Annotated in this window: 12 protein-coding genes and 1 CRISPR repeat array; of the genes, 5 read left to right on the forward strand and 7 right to left on the reverse strand. The window is 50.3% G+C overall.

Features of this window, described 5'->3' with window-relative positions; genetic code table 11:
- Positions 1–26 precede the first annotated feature (26 nt).
- Together ACZND6_RS07760 and hemC are read right to left on the reverse strand one after the other, a co-directional pair.
- Complete coding sequence (locus ACZND6_RS07760; RefSeq protein WP_278384302.1) at positions 27–776, reverse strand: uroporphyrinogen-III synthase; 750 nt, start codon at positions 774–776, stop codon at positions 27–29.
- Positions 776–1,708, reverse strand: a complete 933-nt coding sequence (hemC, locus tag ACZND6_RS07765) for a hydroxymethylbilane synthase (protein WP_278384301.1) — start codon at positions 1,706–1,708, stop codon at positions 776–778. Before hemC ends, ACZND6_RS07760 begins: the two co-directional genes overlap by 1 nt.
- Positions 1,709–1,906: 198 nt before the next feature.
- On the opposite strand from hemC, the gene argH reads away from it, so the two are divergent.
- Positions 1,907–3,343 (forward strand): argininosuccinate lyase, encoded by a 1,437-nt coding sequence (argH, locus tag ACZND6_RS07770; protein ID WP_008811719.1) that lies wholly within the window; start codon positions 1,907–1,909, stop codon positions 3,341–3,343.
- Positions 3,344–3,436: 93 nt separating this feature from the next.
- Here the strand turns inward: argH and ACZND6_RS07775 are convergent, their stop codons facing one another.
- Both ACZND6_RS07775 and ACZND6_RS07780 read right to left on the reverse strand, forming a co-directional pair.
- Positions 3,437–4,465, reverse strand: a complete 1,029-nt coding sequence (locus ACZND6_RS07775; protein ID WP_008864967.1) for a branched-chain amino acid aminotransferase — start codon at positions 4,463–4,465, stop codon at positions 3,437–3,439.
- Between the two features lie 107 nt (positions 4,466–4,572).
- Positions 4,573–5,928 (reverse strand): TldD/PmbA family protein, encoded by a 1,356-nt coding sequence (locus tag ACZND6_RS07780; protein ID WP_008811716.1) that lies wholly within the window; start codon positions 5,926–5,928, stop codon positions 4,573–4,575.
- 76 nt (positions 5,929–6,004) lie between these two features.
- Between ACZND6_RS07780 and yjgA the strand changes: the two genes are divergently transcribed.
- The 4 genes from yjgA to gluQRS all read left to right on the forward strand — a co-directional run bounded on the left by yjgA (position 6,005) and on the right by gluQRS (position 9,933).
- Positions 6,005–6,556: a ribosome biogenesis factor YjgA gene (yjgA, locus tag ACZND6_RS07785; protein WP_489524523.1), complete on the forward strand. Its 552-nt coding sequence runs from the start codon at positions 6,005–6,007 to the stop codon at positions 6,554–6,556.
- The gene (gene mog / locus ACZND6_RS07790; RefSeq protein WP_008811714.1) at positions 6,546–7,814 is read left to right on the forward strand and encodes a molybdopterin adenylyltransferase; all 1,269 of its coding nucleotides are present in this window, start codon (positions 6,546–6,548) and stop codon (positions 7,812–7,814) included. Before yjgA ends, mog begins: the two co-directional genes overlap by 11 nt.
- Before the next feature lie 93 nt (positions 7,815–7,907).
- A complete protein-coding gene (locus ACZND6_RS07795; protein WP_155165745.1) occupies positions 7,908–9,008 on the forward strand; it encodes a mechanosensitive ion channel family protein in 1,101 nt (366 codons plus the stop codon).
- A 58-nt stretch (positions 9,009–9,066) separates the two neighbouring features.
- Entirely contained in the window at positions 9,067–9,933 is an 867-nt protein-coding gene (gluQRS, locus tag ACZND6_RS07800; protein ID WP_008811712.1) for a tRNA glutamyl-Q(34) synthetase GluQRS, read from the forward strand.
- Here the strand turns inward: gluQRS and ACZND6_RS07805 are convergent.
- From ACZND6_RS07805 to cas1e, 3 genes are all read right to left on the reverse strand, one after another.
- On the reverse strand, positions 9,930–11,306 hold the full coding sequence (locus ACZND6_RS07805; RefSeq protein WP_008811711.1) for a DEAD/DEAH box helicase: 1,377 nt from the start codon (positions 11,304–11,306) through the stop codon (positions 9,930–9,932). The genes gluQRS and ACZND6_RS07805 overlap by 4 nt on opposite strands.
- 636 nt (positions 11,307–11,942) lie before the next feature.
- Positions 11,943–12,949: direct repeats of the CRISPR family, unit length 29 nt; unit sequence CGGTTCATCCCCGCTTACGCGGGGAACTC.
- Positions 12,950–13,026: 77 nt separating this feature from the next.
- A complete protein-coding gene (gene cas2e, locus ACZND6_RS07810; RefSeq protein WP_118631376.1) occupies positions 13,027–13,314 on the reverse strand; it encodes a type I-E CRISPR-associated endoribonuclease Cas2e in 288 nt (95 codons plus the stop codon).
- A complete protein-coding gene (cas1e, locus tag ACZND6_RS07815) occupies positions 13,314–14,207 on the reverse strand; it encodes a type I-E CRISPR-associated endonuclease Cas1e (RefSeq protein WP_008864961.1) in 894 nt (297 codons plus the stop codon). Before cas1e ends, cas2e begins: the two co-directional genes overlap by 1 nt.
- Positions 14,208–14,226 lie beyond the last annotated feature (19 nt).

Here is a 14,226-nt window from a genome sequence, read left to right on the forward strand (position 1 = left end):
ATCTATTAATTTTAATCGTTAGTTCCTTACTCTGCCAAGGAGATCAATTTATCAGCAAGTCCGCTGCAGTGGGACTCCACTAATTCGACGTTCTTGAAACCCTCCTCAAAGAGATGCTCTTGAATGCGGGGATGGATCGTCAGAACTAAAGCCGACTTCAGCCATCCGGCATTGTCTCCTCCGACGTTTTCTTCGAGGGTTCGTATGGCGTCCGTGCTCGTCAGATAAACCACCGGCGCTTCTCCGCGTCCGATCCACCTCTTTTGATCGCCTGAAGCCTTCAGCGGGATTCTCTTATAGATAGGTGCCACGGTCACAGGAACACCTTTATCCCGCAGCACGTCAATCAGGAACTGACGGCCCGTGTCGCCTCGAATGAGGACAACTTCCGGAGGAAGACCTTCTTCCAAAAGGAGTTCAAAAAGCAGTTCGGAACCGCTCTCCAGAGAGCTTCCGTGCGGAAAAAGAATTTCGTGTGCTGCAGGAAAAGCCGCGGTCAAAGCTTTAGCGGTCGGTTCGCCGACACAGGCAAAGCGAGCAGATTCAGGAAGCTGAGGAAAAATGTCCTTCATGAAGCTGACCGTCGTCGGACTCACGAGAATCAGCAACGCGCCTCTTTCAGCTCCTTCGAGAATTTCTTTGACGCTTTCCTCGTAATCTTCCGAACGATCAAACGTAAACGCCGGCCAGTAAACCGAACCGGCCGTTTTTGCTTCCAGTTCTTCCTGAAGCCGCTGCCCGCCGGGCCCCGGCTTCATGTTTAAGATCGTGCGCATTACTTTCCGAGCACTTCTTTCAGAAGACGCTTAGCGCCTTTTTCGATCAGCTGATCCAGCACCTTGCGGGCATTTTCTTCAGGCTCATTTGCCAGGCCCGTGTATTCAGCCGTCACATATTCACCGGTCATGTGGTTGCCGACAAGTGCGCGGAGGAACATCTGACCGTCGTCAATCGTGGCGTAGGCAGCCAAAGGAACCTGGCAGGAACCGCCGAGTGCTCTGGAAACCGCTCTTTCCGCCTGAGTGCACAGACGAGTGTCTTCGTCGTTGAGCGCTTCGACGTATTTCTGTGTCATTTCGTCGTTTCCAACCGCTTCAATGCCGATAGCACCTTGACCCGGCGCTGGAAGGGAAACTTCAGGCGGAATAATGGAACGAATGCGATCGGACAAACCGAGGCGCTTCAGACCGGCTGCCGCCATCACGAGGGTGTCGTACTGTCCGTTGTCGAGCTTAGAAAGACGAGTGCCCACGTTACCGCGAATCATCTCGACCTTGAGGTGCGAGAAACGGGAACGAACCATCAGTTCACGACGAAGGCTGGAGGTGCCGACAACGCTTCCGGCCGGCATCTCTTCTAAAGAGGCATATTTATGAGAAACCACAGCATCGCGCGGATCTTCACGGACCATCACGGCAGCCAGTGTGAACGGCTCAAGAAGATCCATCGGGACATCTTTCAGACTGTGGACGGCGATTTGAGCTTTGCCTTCAAGCATAGCGGCTTCAAGTTCTTTAACGAACAAACCTTTTCCTCCGATCTTGGAGAGCGTGACATCCAAAATTTTGTCGCCTTTGGTAGTTAAACCTAAAAGCTGAACATCAAGCTCGGGGAATTTTTCTTTCAGGCAGCTCTGAACGTACTTTGCCTGCCAAAGCGCCAGCGGGCTTTCGCGAGTGGCAATAACCAGATGATCTTGCTGAGTCATTTTTTAACTTTTTAGAGAAATACAAAGAATGAATGGGAGTTTATCAAGATGGGCGGGAAGCGCGTTACACCGGTCTTAACAATCGCTTTCGAAAACCACCTCTAACAACAAAGAAAACCTTTTGTAGACAATCCGTTACCCGACAATTCAGTCATTACTGGCTATAATTGGCCTTTTTCATTACTGACTGCAAAAGTTATGGCCCAACACAATCCTCTCTCAGTTCATGCCGATCCGCTTGCCTCCAAAAAAGAAGCTTGGAGCGGACGCTTTTCTGAGCCTATGGCCGAATTTGTCCTTCGTTACACCGCCAGCGTGAACTTTGACAAGCGTATGGCTGAAGCCGATATCGCAGGCTCCGTGGCCCATGCCAAGATGCTTGCCAAATGCGGCATTATTTCCAAAGAAGATTTGAATGACATCGAACGCGGAATGCGTCAGATTCTTCAGGAAATCAAAGAAAACCGCTTCGAATGGAAACTCGAACTCGAAGACGTTCATCTCAACATTGAAGCCCGCTTAACGGAACTTGTCGGAGACGCCGGAAAGCGCCTTCACACCGGCCGCAGCCGTAATGACCAAGTTGCATTAGATATTCGTCTGTACCTGCGCAATGAGATCGACCAGATCATGGATCTTCTCTCTCATCTGCAGAAATCCCTGCTGACGGTTGCCGAAAAGAACATCGACACCATCATGCCGGGCTACACCCACATGCAGGTTGCTCAGCCCGTCACTCTCGGCCATCACTGCCTGGCTTATGCCGAAATGTTCGAGCGCGACCGCGAACGCTTGGCTGACTGCCGCAAACGCGTCAATCGTTCTCCGCTCGGTGCCGCTGCTCTTGCCGGCACCACCTATCCGATTGACCGCGAATACACGGCAGAACTGCTCGGATTTGAAGGTGTGACTCAGAACTCTCTGGACTCCGTCAGCGACCGCGATTTTGCAATTGAATTCTGCTCCTGCGCTTCGCTCATCATGATCCACATTTCCCGTATGTCCGAAGAGCTCATCTACTGGATGAACACCAACTTCGCATACATCATGCTGCCGGACAGATTCACGACGGGTTCCTCCATCATGCCGCAGAAAAAGAATCCGGACGTTCCGGAAGCTGCCCGCGGCAAGTCCGGACGCGTGGTCGGTCACCTGATGGGCCTTCTGATGCTGATGAAGGGACAGCCCCTTGCTTACAACAAAGACAATCAGGAAGACAAAGAGCCGCTCTTTGACACGATTGATACCGTCAAAGACACTCTGCGCGCTTTCATCGAAATGATCCCCGGAATCCAGGTCAACAAGGCCCGTATGCGTGAAGCCGTCATGCTCGGTTATCCAACCGCTACAGACTTCGCCGACTACCTCGTCCGCAAAGGCCTGCCCTTCCGTGACGCTCACGAAGCTGTCGGCTGCGCCGTGCGTCTTGCTTCTGAGAAAGGCTGCGGTCTGCATGACCTCACGCTTGAGGAATTAAGAGAATTCAGCGATAAAGTCGGTGAAGATGTTTACGACAGTCTGACGCTTGAAGGCTCCATTGCTTCCCGCAACCACACCGGCGGCACGGCACCTTCTCAGGTCGCCAAACAAGTCGGCATTTGGAAAGAGCGTCTCAAGAACCGCGCTCATAAATAATTCAGGAACGCACGGGAACCTTAAAAGTTCCCTTGCTCCCACGCGAAACGCCCGGATCTCTCCGGGCGTTTCGCTTTTGCTATTCAGCAAAAATTATTCAGCGTCAATCTTGACGACCCAGCCTTCAGGACCTTCGATTTCGCCCATCTGGATACCGGTCAGTGTTTCTCTGAGCTTGGTGCAGATAGGACCCATCTTTTCCATGCCGGATGGGAAGTAGATATCGCCGTCAGGTGTATTGACCATACCGATCGGAGCCAAGACGGCAGCCGTACCGCAAAGAGCGCCTTCAGCCATGTCTTTGAGTTCGTTCAGCTTAACGGGACGCTCAACAACCTTATAGCCCAATCTCTTGGCAACGTCGATTAAAGAGCGGCGTGTGACGGAAGGAAGAATGGAATCGGACTTCGGAACAATGATTGTGCCTTCCTTGTCAACGAAAATCAGGTTGGCACCGCCGGTTTCTTCGATATAGGTGCGTGTAGCCGGATCAAGGTAGATGTTTTCGGCGTAGCCGTGGCGATGAGCTTCCATTGTCGGATGTAGACTCATAGCGTAGTTCAGACCGGCTTTGATATGACCGGTTCCGCGGGGAGCGGCACGGTCGAACTCAGGAACCGTCAGCTTAAGCGGCTTGATAGCGCCTTTGAAATATGCGCCGACCGGCATCACGAAAATTCTGAAAATAAACTCATGGGCCGGCGCCACACCGATCTGAGGACCGGAACCGATCATGACGGGGCGGATGTACAGCGTTGCGCCGGTGCCGTAAGGAGGAACCCAAGCAGCGTTGGCTGCGACAACGTCTTTGACGGCCTGAATGAATTTTTCTTTCGGGAAAGCCGGCATTTCAAGGCGTTCGGCACTGCCCATCATACGTTCTGCGTTCAAATCCGGACGGAAAGTAACGATATCGCCGTTGACGGTGGTGTAAGCTTTCAACCCTTCAAAACAGCACTGGGCATAGTGGAATACGCAAGCGGCTTCGGACAGTTCGATATTGGAATCAGTGATCATCTTACCTTCATCCCATTTACCGTCTTTCCAATGAGCTTCGAAACGGTAGTCGGTCGGTGTGTAGCCGAAGCCTAATTTGCTCCAGTCAATATCTTTTTTCTGCATTTTTTCTCCTACGAGATTCGTTTTGTTATAGGTCCCTAATTGTAATAATTTGAAAGAAATTATTCGGACTTCTGAGGAGAAATTAGCAGGAGCGGCTTTTTTCAGACTTAAGAATTTCCGGCAACGGTCATTTCTTTAATCAGTACCGATCCGCTGAGGTAGCAGCCGTTCAAGTCCACGTCGTCTGACATCGCTTCGATAGACATGAAGATGTCTCTGAGATTGCCAGCAACGGTAATGCCTTCCACCGGGTAAGCGATCCTTCCGTTCTCCACCCAGAAACCGGATGCGCCCTTAGAGAAATCTCCTGTCGTGTAGTTGACGCCCTGCCCGATGAGCTCAGTTACTAAGAGGCCGGTTCCCATACGGGAGAGCAATGCGGAAAGCGTTTTTTCGGAGGCTTCCGGTGCTTCGGAGAAGATGAGGTTGTAGGGTCCGCCGGCATTTCCTGTTGTCGTCATTCCCAACTTGCGAGCCGAATAGCTGCTCAGAAAAAGTCCGCTCAGCACACCGTGATCGACGACTAAGCGTTCAGAAGGACGGACGCCTTCATCATCAAAAGGCGCCGAGCCCCAATAGCGCGGGATGAACGGATTCTCCAAAATGGAAAGATGATCTGGGAAAATCGGTTTATTCAGCATTCCTTCGAGGAAGGAGGTCTTGCGGTACAACGCTGAACCGCTTGCCGCATGAACAAAGGTTCTGAATAAGCTCTTGGCAACCGGTGCTTCAAAAACGACCGGGCACTTGCGGGTCGATAAACCGCGTGCCGACAGATGATCTACAGCTCTTTGGCCGGCGATCATGCCGACCTGCTGCGGCGAGAGCAAATCCATCGACGAAACGCCGGAAGTGTGCCAGGAGCCGACCTGCATTCCGTTTTGGTCCTCAGCGATCACTGAGGTGTCAATCGAATGGTCGCTAAAGGGATAGCCGTGCAAAAAGCCTTCGGTATTTCCCAAGATAAAAGAGCCGATCGTTGTCGTGACCATTGCGCCGTCGGAATTCACCACGCGTTTATCGACACTCAATGCCGCTTTTTCTGCTTCGACCGCCTTTTGAACCTGTTCTTCAATCGAGATGTTCCACGGATGGAAGAGATCAAGCTGACGTGGGTTCGTGCAGAGTCGTTCTTTATCCGGCAGGCCGTTGCATTCATCCGGTGTGGTGTAGCGCGCCATATCAAGCGCCGCTTTGACCGTTCTTAAGATCGATTCTTTGCGAAAGTCTCCGCTGGAAGCCACAGCCTTAGATTTACCGAGATAGACGGTAATTCCGAAATCTCGGTCATGGGTATGTTCGATGGATTCCGTTTCCCGATTTCTTACCGTAACACATGTCCCCTTCTCTTCACTGACTTCTACCGAAGCGGAAGTTGCACCTAGAGAAAGCGCTGTGTCTAAAGCATGCGAAACCAAGGAACCGAGCTCTTCTGAGCTACTTATTGTGGGAGTTTGACTCATATTTTGAAGCGGAAACTAAAGATTGGAGATTATGATAGCGCTTGATGCAAATATTACTAAAGAAGGTCACGCTAATATGAAGAATACAAACGAAAACCTTGAAGAAGAGTACAGCGGTCCGAGCAAAAGTGAACTGAAAAGAAGGGCCGAGCATCTGCAGGATCTCGGTAAAGAACTGACCATCCTGGGTGCCGAAACGCTGGCAAAAATCGAACTTCCCGAAGTCATTCTTAAAGCCATTGAGGATTATCACCGTGTTCCCTCCTTCGGTGCCAAACGACGCCAGCTCCAGCTTATCGGCAAATACATGAGAGCATTAGACGGAGACGCCGTTCGTCAGGCCATTGACCGTGCAACAGGCAACGATAAAGCGGCGGTGGCCGCACTGCATAAGAGTGAACGTCTGAGAGATGCGTTGATTGCAGATGATGCCGCTCTGACAAAATTTATTGCTCAGTTCCCTGACGTCAATGTTCAGGAAATTCGTCAGCTTATCCGTAATGCTCGTAAAGAAGCCGAAGGCAATAAGCCTCCGAAATCCGCCCGTGCACTCTACAAACTAATCTACGCAATGGTTCTTCCTCCGATCGTGTTGGAAGCGACTGAGGAGGAAGACGATGAAGAATAGCAAAGCAAAAATCGGTCTGGTTTCCATTTCCGATCGTGCCTCTTCCGGAACTTATCAGGACAAAGGCATTCCCTCTTTAAAAGAATGGCTCGCTAAGGCTTTGCTTTCTGACTATGAAGTTGTGGAAAAACTCATTCCTGATGAACAGCAGCTTATCGAAGCGACTCTGAAAGAATTGTGTGATCAGGAAAACTGCGATTTGATTCTGACAACCGGAGGCACCGGTCCGTCTCGTCGTGACGTGACGCCTGAAGCCACGCTGGCTGTCGCCACTCGTACCCTTCCGGGATTCGGAGAACAAATGCGTGCGGTTTCTCTTGCCTTTGTTCCGACCGCGATTTTGTCCCGCCAGGTCGGCGTGCTTCGCGAAATCAAAGATCATGCCGCTTTGATCATTAACCTTCCGGGGCAGCCCAAGGCTATCGCTGAAACTTTGGAAGGCATTCCTTCCAAAGGCATTCACGGTATTTTTGCGGCAGTACCCTACTGTATTGATTTGATCGGCGGTCCGGCCATTGAAACCCGTCCTAATGTCGTTAAGGCTTTCCGCCCGAAATCCGCGCCGCAGCCTCACGTCATTGATGCAAAAATCATTGAACCAAAAGAAGGCAAAGCGGACTCCACGATCATCATGCTGCACGGCTTGGGCAGCGACGGATCGGATTTCGAACATTTCCGAGAGGAACTTGCAGCATGCGGCGCACCTGTCGAACAGGCTCGTTTGATTCTTCCGACCGCACCTGAACGTGCGATTGCAGCAAATAAAGGCTTCCTGATGCGCGGCTGGTTCGATCTTCTCGACACCGACGGAATCGGTGCCAGCGACGAGCCGGCACTTATTGAGAGCGCCCGTATCGCAGAACGTTTAATTGCCCTGGAAGAGACGAAAGGCATTAGACGGGATCGAATCTTCTTAGGAGGTTTCTCACAGGGCGGCTGCGTTGCGCTTTACACGGCTCTGAAACTCGACCGTCCGATCGGCGGCATCTTCTGCCTGAGCGGCTATCTGCCCATTGAGTCTGCTGACGATATTGAGCATGTCGGTCAAGGCATCCTCTCTCCGATTTTCCTCGCCTATGGAAAAGAAGACAGCGACGTACCGCCCGTGTACCCTGAGATCAGTGTTAGAGAACTTCGTAAGCTCGGAGCAACCGATCTTTGGTCCAAGGGATATGACGGAGCCGGTCATGATTTAAGCATCGAGGAAGTCACAGATCTGTCTGACTTTTTAGAAAAATCTTTAGTAGCTTCCCAATAAAGCTTTGTATCCGATTTGAGGCAAAAGTGCGCTTTTTTAAGGCGCTCTTTTTTATGCTGGAATCCTTAGGAAAAATATATAAAAACTAAGATCATGGAATCTTTTTGGGACAAACTGTTAAGCGGGTCGGAGGCGATCCTTGAGCCCTTGCACGTACCGCTGTTTACGGCCGGCGGCAGTCAGATCGACACGTTCGATATTCTCGAGTTCTGCTTGGTCTTTCTCATTGCTTATTGGCTTGGCAAGTTAGGAGAAGAAAGCATCAGGAAGTTCGGCTCCCGTCACAACTCCGTCCGTCCGGAATCCCTTTCAATGTTTGCCCGCTTCATCCACTGGGGCATATTGGCCGTCGGCATTCTGATGGGCTTATCGATGATCGGTCTCCCGATCACACACTTGGCGATCTTAGTTTCTGCCTTATCAGTAGGCATCGGCTTCGGACTACAGACGATTGTCAATAACTCCGTTGCCGGTTTGATTTTGATATCGGAACGTGCGGTCAGCTTAGGCGATATTATTGCCACTCCGAGCGGCCAGGTGGGCCGGGTGACCATGATCACGATTCGTGCCACGCGTATTGTAACCCCGACTGGTCAAGCAATCATCATCCCTAATGCTTCCCTGATTAACGGCTCTTTTACCAATTACACCATGGATCGCCGAGGCGTTCGAAAGATCTATCCGTTCTCGATCCCTTACGGCATTGACTTTCGCAAGGTTAAAGAAATTATTGAAAAGGCTGCCGTCTCAGTTCCGTTCTGTATTAAGCCCGATGCACTCCATGAGATAGAGTGCGGTATCACCGGATTCGGGAATTTTGGCATTAATGTAGAACTGGTTGTTTGGGTTGATCCGATTGAATTGATGGAGCCGTACCGCCTAGAAGCGGCCTTTTTGAACGCTATCAATGATGCGTGTGTAGCCAACGGCATTGTGATGCCGGGACCCTCCTATGGGGTCACTGTCTCCCCGACACCGACACCTGTTGCGTTCAATGCTCAGGTTTCAGGCACCTCTTCTCCTGTGCCTTCTAATCTCCGGGCACCTGCTCCTACAAATCTTGTTCCCTCGGCAGATCCTTCGGAGAGTGCGAAAGCCATCGGACAAGTTCCGCCGGCACAAGCTGCAGCCATCATAGGAGTCCCGCAGTCTATGACTGAAAATCCTTCTCCAAAGAAAGAAAAAGAGGAATAGTTGACCTCGTAATTTCTCCTCAGACTAAAATTTCGTTATCAGTTTGAGGAGATTTTTTTTGAGTCATTACATCGGACGCTTTGCACCATCCCCAACCGGCCATCTACACGCCGGAAGTTTGGCATGCCTTTTAGCAAGTTATCTCGATGCTAAAGCTCATAGAGGAACGTGGATTATTCGCGTCGAGGACATTGATCCGCCTCGTGAACCTGCGTGGGCAGCAGAGGATCAGCTCGAAACCATCGAAGCGTTCAAGCTACACTCAGATCGTCCAATTCTCAGACAGTCAACTCGAATTGAGGCCTATCAACAGGCCCTCAACTTTTTAATCGGTAAAGGTCTGGCCTATGGGTGTGCTTGCACTCGCAAAAGAATCGAAGCCGCCTGCTTAGCTGCCGGCTTGCCACAGGGCGCCTATCCCGGAACTTGTCGCCATGGAACAGGCGGTGCACCGATTCGTGCGTGGCGCTTTCTTGTAGACGACGGTTTCATCTCTTTCAATGACAGATGGCAAGGTACGTTTAAACAGAACGTTTTGAGAGAAATCGGCGATTTTGTTATTCGGAGAGCCGACGGACTCTGGGCCTATCAACTCGCCGTTGTCGTCGATGACGGATTCCAGGGCGTGACACACGTTGTCCGCGGTGCTGACTTGATAGACAACACGCCGCGACAAATTTTGCTTCAGATAGCATTAGGTTTAACTACACCAGGGTACATGCACATCCCGCTTGTACTAGACAAGAAGGGGAACAAGCTCTCTAAACAGACATTGGCCCCAGCGATTGATCGAAGCAAGCCCGAAGAAGAAGCCGCACGTGCCTGGACTCACCTAGGATTCAAACCTTTTGCTTTCGATACTCTCGACGAGTTTTATTCAGAGGCAGTTAAGCGTTGGAGAACGAGATTCCAAATTAAAGCCTAGTTTCTGCGGCCTGTTCCACCTAACAGAACTGCAACTTCTCTCTTCTCCCCAGAGACAGATCTTGAGAAATTTTGTGGGGCGGGTTTCTTTCCAGAAGAACGACCTGGTACATAGGGCCGTGAGAAAAATGGATCCTCCGGCTTGCGAGGAGCTTTCCAAGCATCTGTACTTGAGGAAAACTTTCGTGGAAATCTTGCTCTCTTGCGAGGTTCAGGATCAAGCTCCTGCGGGATTAAATTTACCCTCGTCAGCTTGCGAATCGCATCAAAACTCTTCTTATCTTTGTCTGTAACCAGCATCAATGCCAGGCCCGAACTTCCTGCGCGACCTGTTCTGCCAATTCGATGAACATAGTCCTCAGGAACAAATGGAACGTCGTAATTAATCACGAGCGGCAGCTCGGCAATGTCCAAACCGCGGGCTGCGACATCCGTCGCCACCATGATATTTAAGGTTCCATCCTTGAAATCTTTCAACAGCTTCAAGCGCTCTTCTTGGGTTTTGTCTCCATGAATTGCATCAGCATTGAATCCACATTTTTCTAATTCACGTGCAAGTCTACGCGCCGTCAATTTTGCATTGACGAATACGATTGTCTGGAGCGGTTTGCCATCGGGGTCTTCTCCGCGGGTTTTCAGAAGTTCCACTAAAGCATCCGTTTTTTGAAGCTCGTTAACAGAGAAGACCTCCTGTTTAATGGTAGCTGCGGTCGCGTTTTGGCGAGCCACCTCGATAACAACAGGATCAGTCAAGAAATTTCCGGCTAACTTCTTAATTTCCGGAGAGAACGTAGCTGAGAACATCAGATTCTGGCGCTTTTTGGGAAGCGCATTCAGGATCCTGGAGATGTCCGGCAGAAAGCCCATATCCAACATACGGTCGGCTTCATCCAAAATGACAATGCCGCTCTGATTAAGATTAGTGTTTCTCTGCTCGAGATGATCCAATAAGCGTCCGGGTGTCGCGATCAAAATCTCCACGCCCTTCCTTAATGCCTCAGCTTGAGGTTTGATATCCACCCCGCCATAAACAACGCCAATTCGGATGGGTGTATCAGCTGCGTAATTTGAAAGTGCCTCTGCTGTTTGATCTGCCAACTCTCTTGTCGGAGATAGAATCAAAACTCGTACAGGATGACGCGCCGGAGATGTGCTTGTATTTGCTAATGGCAAAAGTTTTTGAAGGACAGGAAGTCCAAAACTAGCGGTTTTGCCAGTTCCGGTCTGGGCCGCTCCCATAACGTCGCGTCCTTGAAGAACGACTGGGATTGCCTTACATTGGATCGCGGTCGGCTTTGTATATCCCATTCGTTTAATTGCGGAAAGTAAATTCGGGGCTAATCCAAACTGTTCAAAATTTTGACATTCTGCCATTTATCTATTTTTTCAAAAAAATCCCAAAAGAAACATTCTACAACTCTAGAACTTGCGCTTATTGTGCTCGACCATGAATAGGCACAATGGGTGATGAGCTTTCATCCTTCAAAGCCATCTGGCTGATAGAAGGTATGTTCTTTAATCAATATTGTGATTTTATTAATACTTTTAGCGCACTAAATTCTTGAGCAAAACCTTCTTTTTCGAATTAGAAAGAGAAGCCTAAAAGGCTTTGGAGATGATAGTGAATTAATACGAATAGAAAGATAGTTTCTATCAATTCCGACTCTTTTCGCAGAAGGATTTCCAACAACAATATCTAAGACAGTAAGTGACTACGGTTCATCTAGTACTTGAAATTAAACCGTTGAAAAATCCATCATTACGGTTCACTTCCATGTACGTGTACAACTCAGCAGTAAAGGGAAAGAAGAAATTGTTTTTTCGATCAACCCCTCCAATAACATAATGAGGAAAGAAGCGGAGGTCTTCTTGAATTATTGCTGAATCCACGGTCCATCCCCGCTTGTGGGGAACTCTTTGACATCGAGATGATCGATGACCCAATCCATCGGTCCGCCCTCGCTTGCGCAGGGAACTCAGGATTTAGATCGTCTAGGTTACGTTGCTGACCGGTTCATCCCAGCTTACGCGGGGAACTCTCTCGATATGTGCAGATCTCGTTGTACCTTTCCGGTTCATCCCCGCTTACGCGGGGAACTCTAGAGTTGATTTTGACCCGTCAACCGTCTCAGCGGTTCATCCCCGCTTACGCGGGGAACTCACGGCAAGAGAGGCCAAGTGGAGCCAAATCGACGGTTCATCCCCGCTTACGCGGGGAACTCCTCGGATAGAGCAATTCATTCCTAGAACGAACACGGTTCATCCCCGCTTACGCGGGGAACTCTTTTTTTATGACTTGTTACCACCCGATTACTGCGGTTCATCCCCGCTTACGCGGGGAACTCCTATCGACTGGCGGATGTCCGAGAGTTACAGGCGGTTCATCCCCGCTTACGCGGGGAACTCTCGTGCCAGTCGATAGACCCCATTCGCCTAAGCCGGTTCATCCCCGCTTACGCGGGGAACTCATTCAATTACGCCGCCAGTCCTAATCAAGCTGCGGTTCATCCCCGCTTACGCGGGGAACTCCCAAGCTGCACCTGGCAAGGTCGGAGCGATACCGGTTCATCCCCGCTTACGCGGGGAACTCCCAAGCTGCACCTGGCAAGGTCGGAGCGATACCGGTTCATCCCCGCTTACGCGGGGAACTCATCGTTATCTCCTACATAAGTTTTAAACATACCGGTTCATCCCCGCTTACGCGGGGAACTCGGTGAGCAGAAGAATCCCGGAGATAGTACCGACGGTTCATCCCCGCTTACGCGGGGAACTCCTTGATTTCAGCTACTGTTGAAGGTACTTCACCGGTTCATCCCCGCTTACGCGGGGAACTCTCGCGAACGAGCTGACCGACGATATTCAACGCCGGTTCATCCCCGCTTACGCGGGGAACTCTTTGCTGAACGCCCGGGGTTTCCAAAATGCGGCGGTTCATCCCCGCTTACGCGGGGAACTCTTCCTGCTGCACATCAATGACAGTGAAACGGTCGGTTCATCCCCGCTTACGCGGGGAACTCACTTAAAGACGGTATAAATCCGTCTATTCATACTTTAGGCATTTAATCGAAATTTTTAAAGAGCATTAACTAACGAATTAAGACGACGGTATAAACGAAACCAAGCGAAGACCGTCCATCTCAACCGGGATTCGTCTATTTTTACCAAAGGTTAGAAAATCAAATCCAGTTTCATTGTTCGTCGCCCATGCCATGACGACGTTCCCATCCTCACAGAGGAGCGTCATTTGATTCCAAATCATTTCTCTCACTCTCCTAGAAACATCTCCCACGTATACACCAGCTCGAACTTCCAACAGCCAGATCGCTAATCTGCCTCTTAACCTTGGAGGAACGTTCTCTGTAACTACGACCACCATTGTCATTAGCCTTTTCCTCTATGACCTGGGTCTCCGAGCGTATCAGGTTCAGGAATCGCCGGTGCCCACATATCTTTATCAGGTTTAGGAGGCTCGATTCCTCCCGCAGCCAAAACATTTTCGATCATGGGAATGATTCGTTCAGTCAGTTTGGTCCTTCTAAAGATATCTCTGCAGGCCAGTCGAACAACTCTGTCCGGTTCGGGAGGCTTCTGCGCCGCTATCTCAAATGCTTTTGGAACTATGGCGTCAAACTTGATGATATCTGCGATGTCATACACAAACGATAGAGGTTTACCGCTGTGAATAAAACCGATTGCCGGCGCATAGCCTGCCGCCAAAACTGCAGCTTCTGTTATGCCGTACAAACAGGAGGTTGCAGCACTGATACAGCGATTCGCGATATCACCTTTTTCCCAATCTTTAGGATCATAACGACGGCCATGCCAAGTCACCCTATACTTCTGTGCCAGGAGCCTATAGGTTTCTTTAACTCTGAAGCCTTCTATGCCCATCAATTGTTGGACGGATAGATTTTTATCAGGCCGTTCCTTAAAGCGTAACTCGTACATTCTTTGAACAACCCTGAGCCTAAGTTCCTTATCCAAAGCCAGGCGCGCTTGATACAGCAATTTATCAGATCTGGCACCTCCCGGTTGACCGGATGAATACAGACGAACACCAGCTTCCCCGACCCAAACGAGAAGAGTTCCAACTACAGAGGCTAACTTGACCGCAGCATGGGAAACGCGCGTACCCGGCTCCAGCATGATGCAAGCCACAGATCCAACTGGAATATGCGTTCGGACTCCGTTCTGGTCAACCAGTACAAATGCTCCGTCTATCACATCTAGATGACCGTATCTCAAAAAAATCATCGAAATACGGTCCTTGAGCATGATCGGTCCAAGAGGAGGA

This window comes from Parasutterella sp., assembly GCF_057870745.1.

What these genes read in the sequence shown, in the direction of transcription:
- ACZND6_RS07760 (WP_278384302.1), bottom strand. Translation starts at nt 776, where the DNA reads ATGCGCACGATCTTAAACATGAAGCCGGGGCCCGGCGGGCAGCGGCTT.
- hemC (WP_278384301.1), bottom strand. Translation starts at nt 1,708, where the DNA reads ATGACTCAGCAAGATCATCTGGTTATTGCCACTCGCGAAAGCCCGCTG.
- argH (WP_008811719.1), top strand. Translation starts at nt 1,907, where the DNA reads ATGGCCCAACACAATCCTCTCTCAGTTCATGCCGATCCGCTTGCCTCC.
- ACZND6_RS07775 (WP_008864967.1), bottom strand. Translation starts at nt 4,465, where the DNA reads ATGCAGAAAAAAGATATTGACTGGAGCAAATTAGGCTTCGGCTACACA.
- ACZND6_RS07780 (WP_008811716.1), bottom strand. Translation starts at nt 5,928, where the DNA reads ATGAGTCAAACTCCCACAATAAGTAGCTCAGAAGAGCTCGGTTCCTTG.
- yjgA (WP_489524523.1), top strand. Translation starts at nt 6,005, where the DNA reads ATGAAGAATACAAACGAAAACCTTGAAGAAGAGTACAGCGGTCCGAGC.
- mog (WP_008811714.1), top strand. Translation starts at nt 6,546, where the DNA reads ATGAAGAATAGCAAAGCAAAAATCGGTCTGGTTTCCATTTCCGATCGT.
- ACZND6_RS07795 (WP_155165745.1), top strand. Translation starts at nt 7,908, where the DNA reads ATGGAATCTTTTTGGGACAAACTGTTAAGCGGGTCGGAGGCGATCCTT.
- ACZND6_RS07805 (WP_008811711.1), bottom strand. Translation starts at nt 11,306, where the DNA reads ATGGCAGAATGTCAAAATTTTGAACAGTTTGGATTAGCCCCGAATTTA.
- cas2e (WP_118631376.1), bottom strand. Translation starts at nt 13,314, where the DNA reads ATGACAATGGTGGTCGTAGTTACAGAGAACGTTCCTCCAAGGTTAAGA.
- cas1e (WP_008864961.1), bottom strand. Translation starts at nt 14,207, where the DNA reads ATGCTCAAGGACCGTATTTCGATGATTTTTTTGAGATACGGTCATCTA.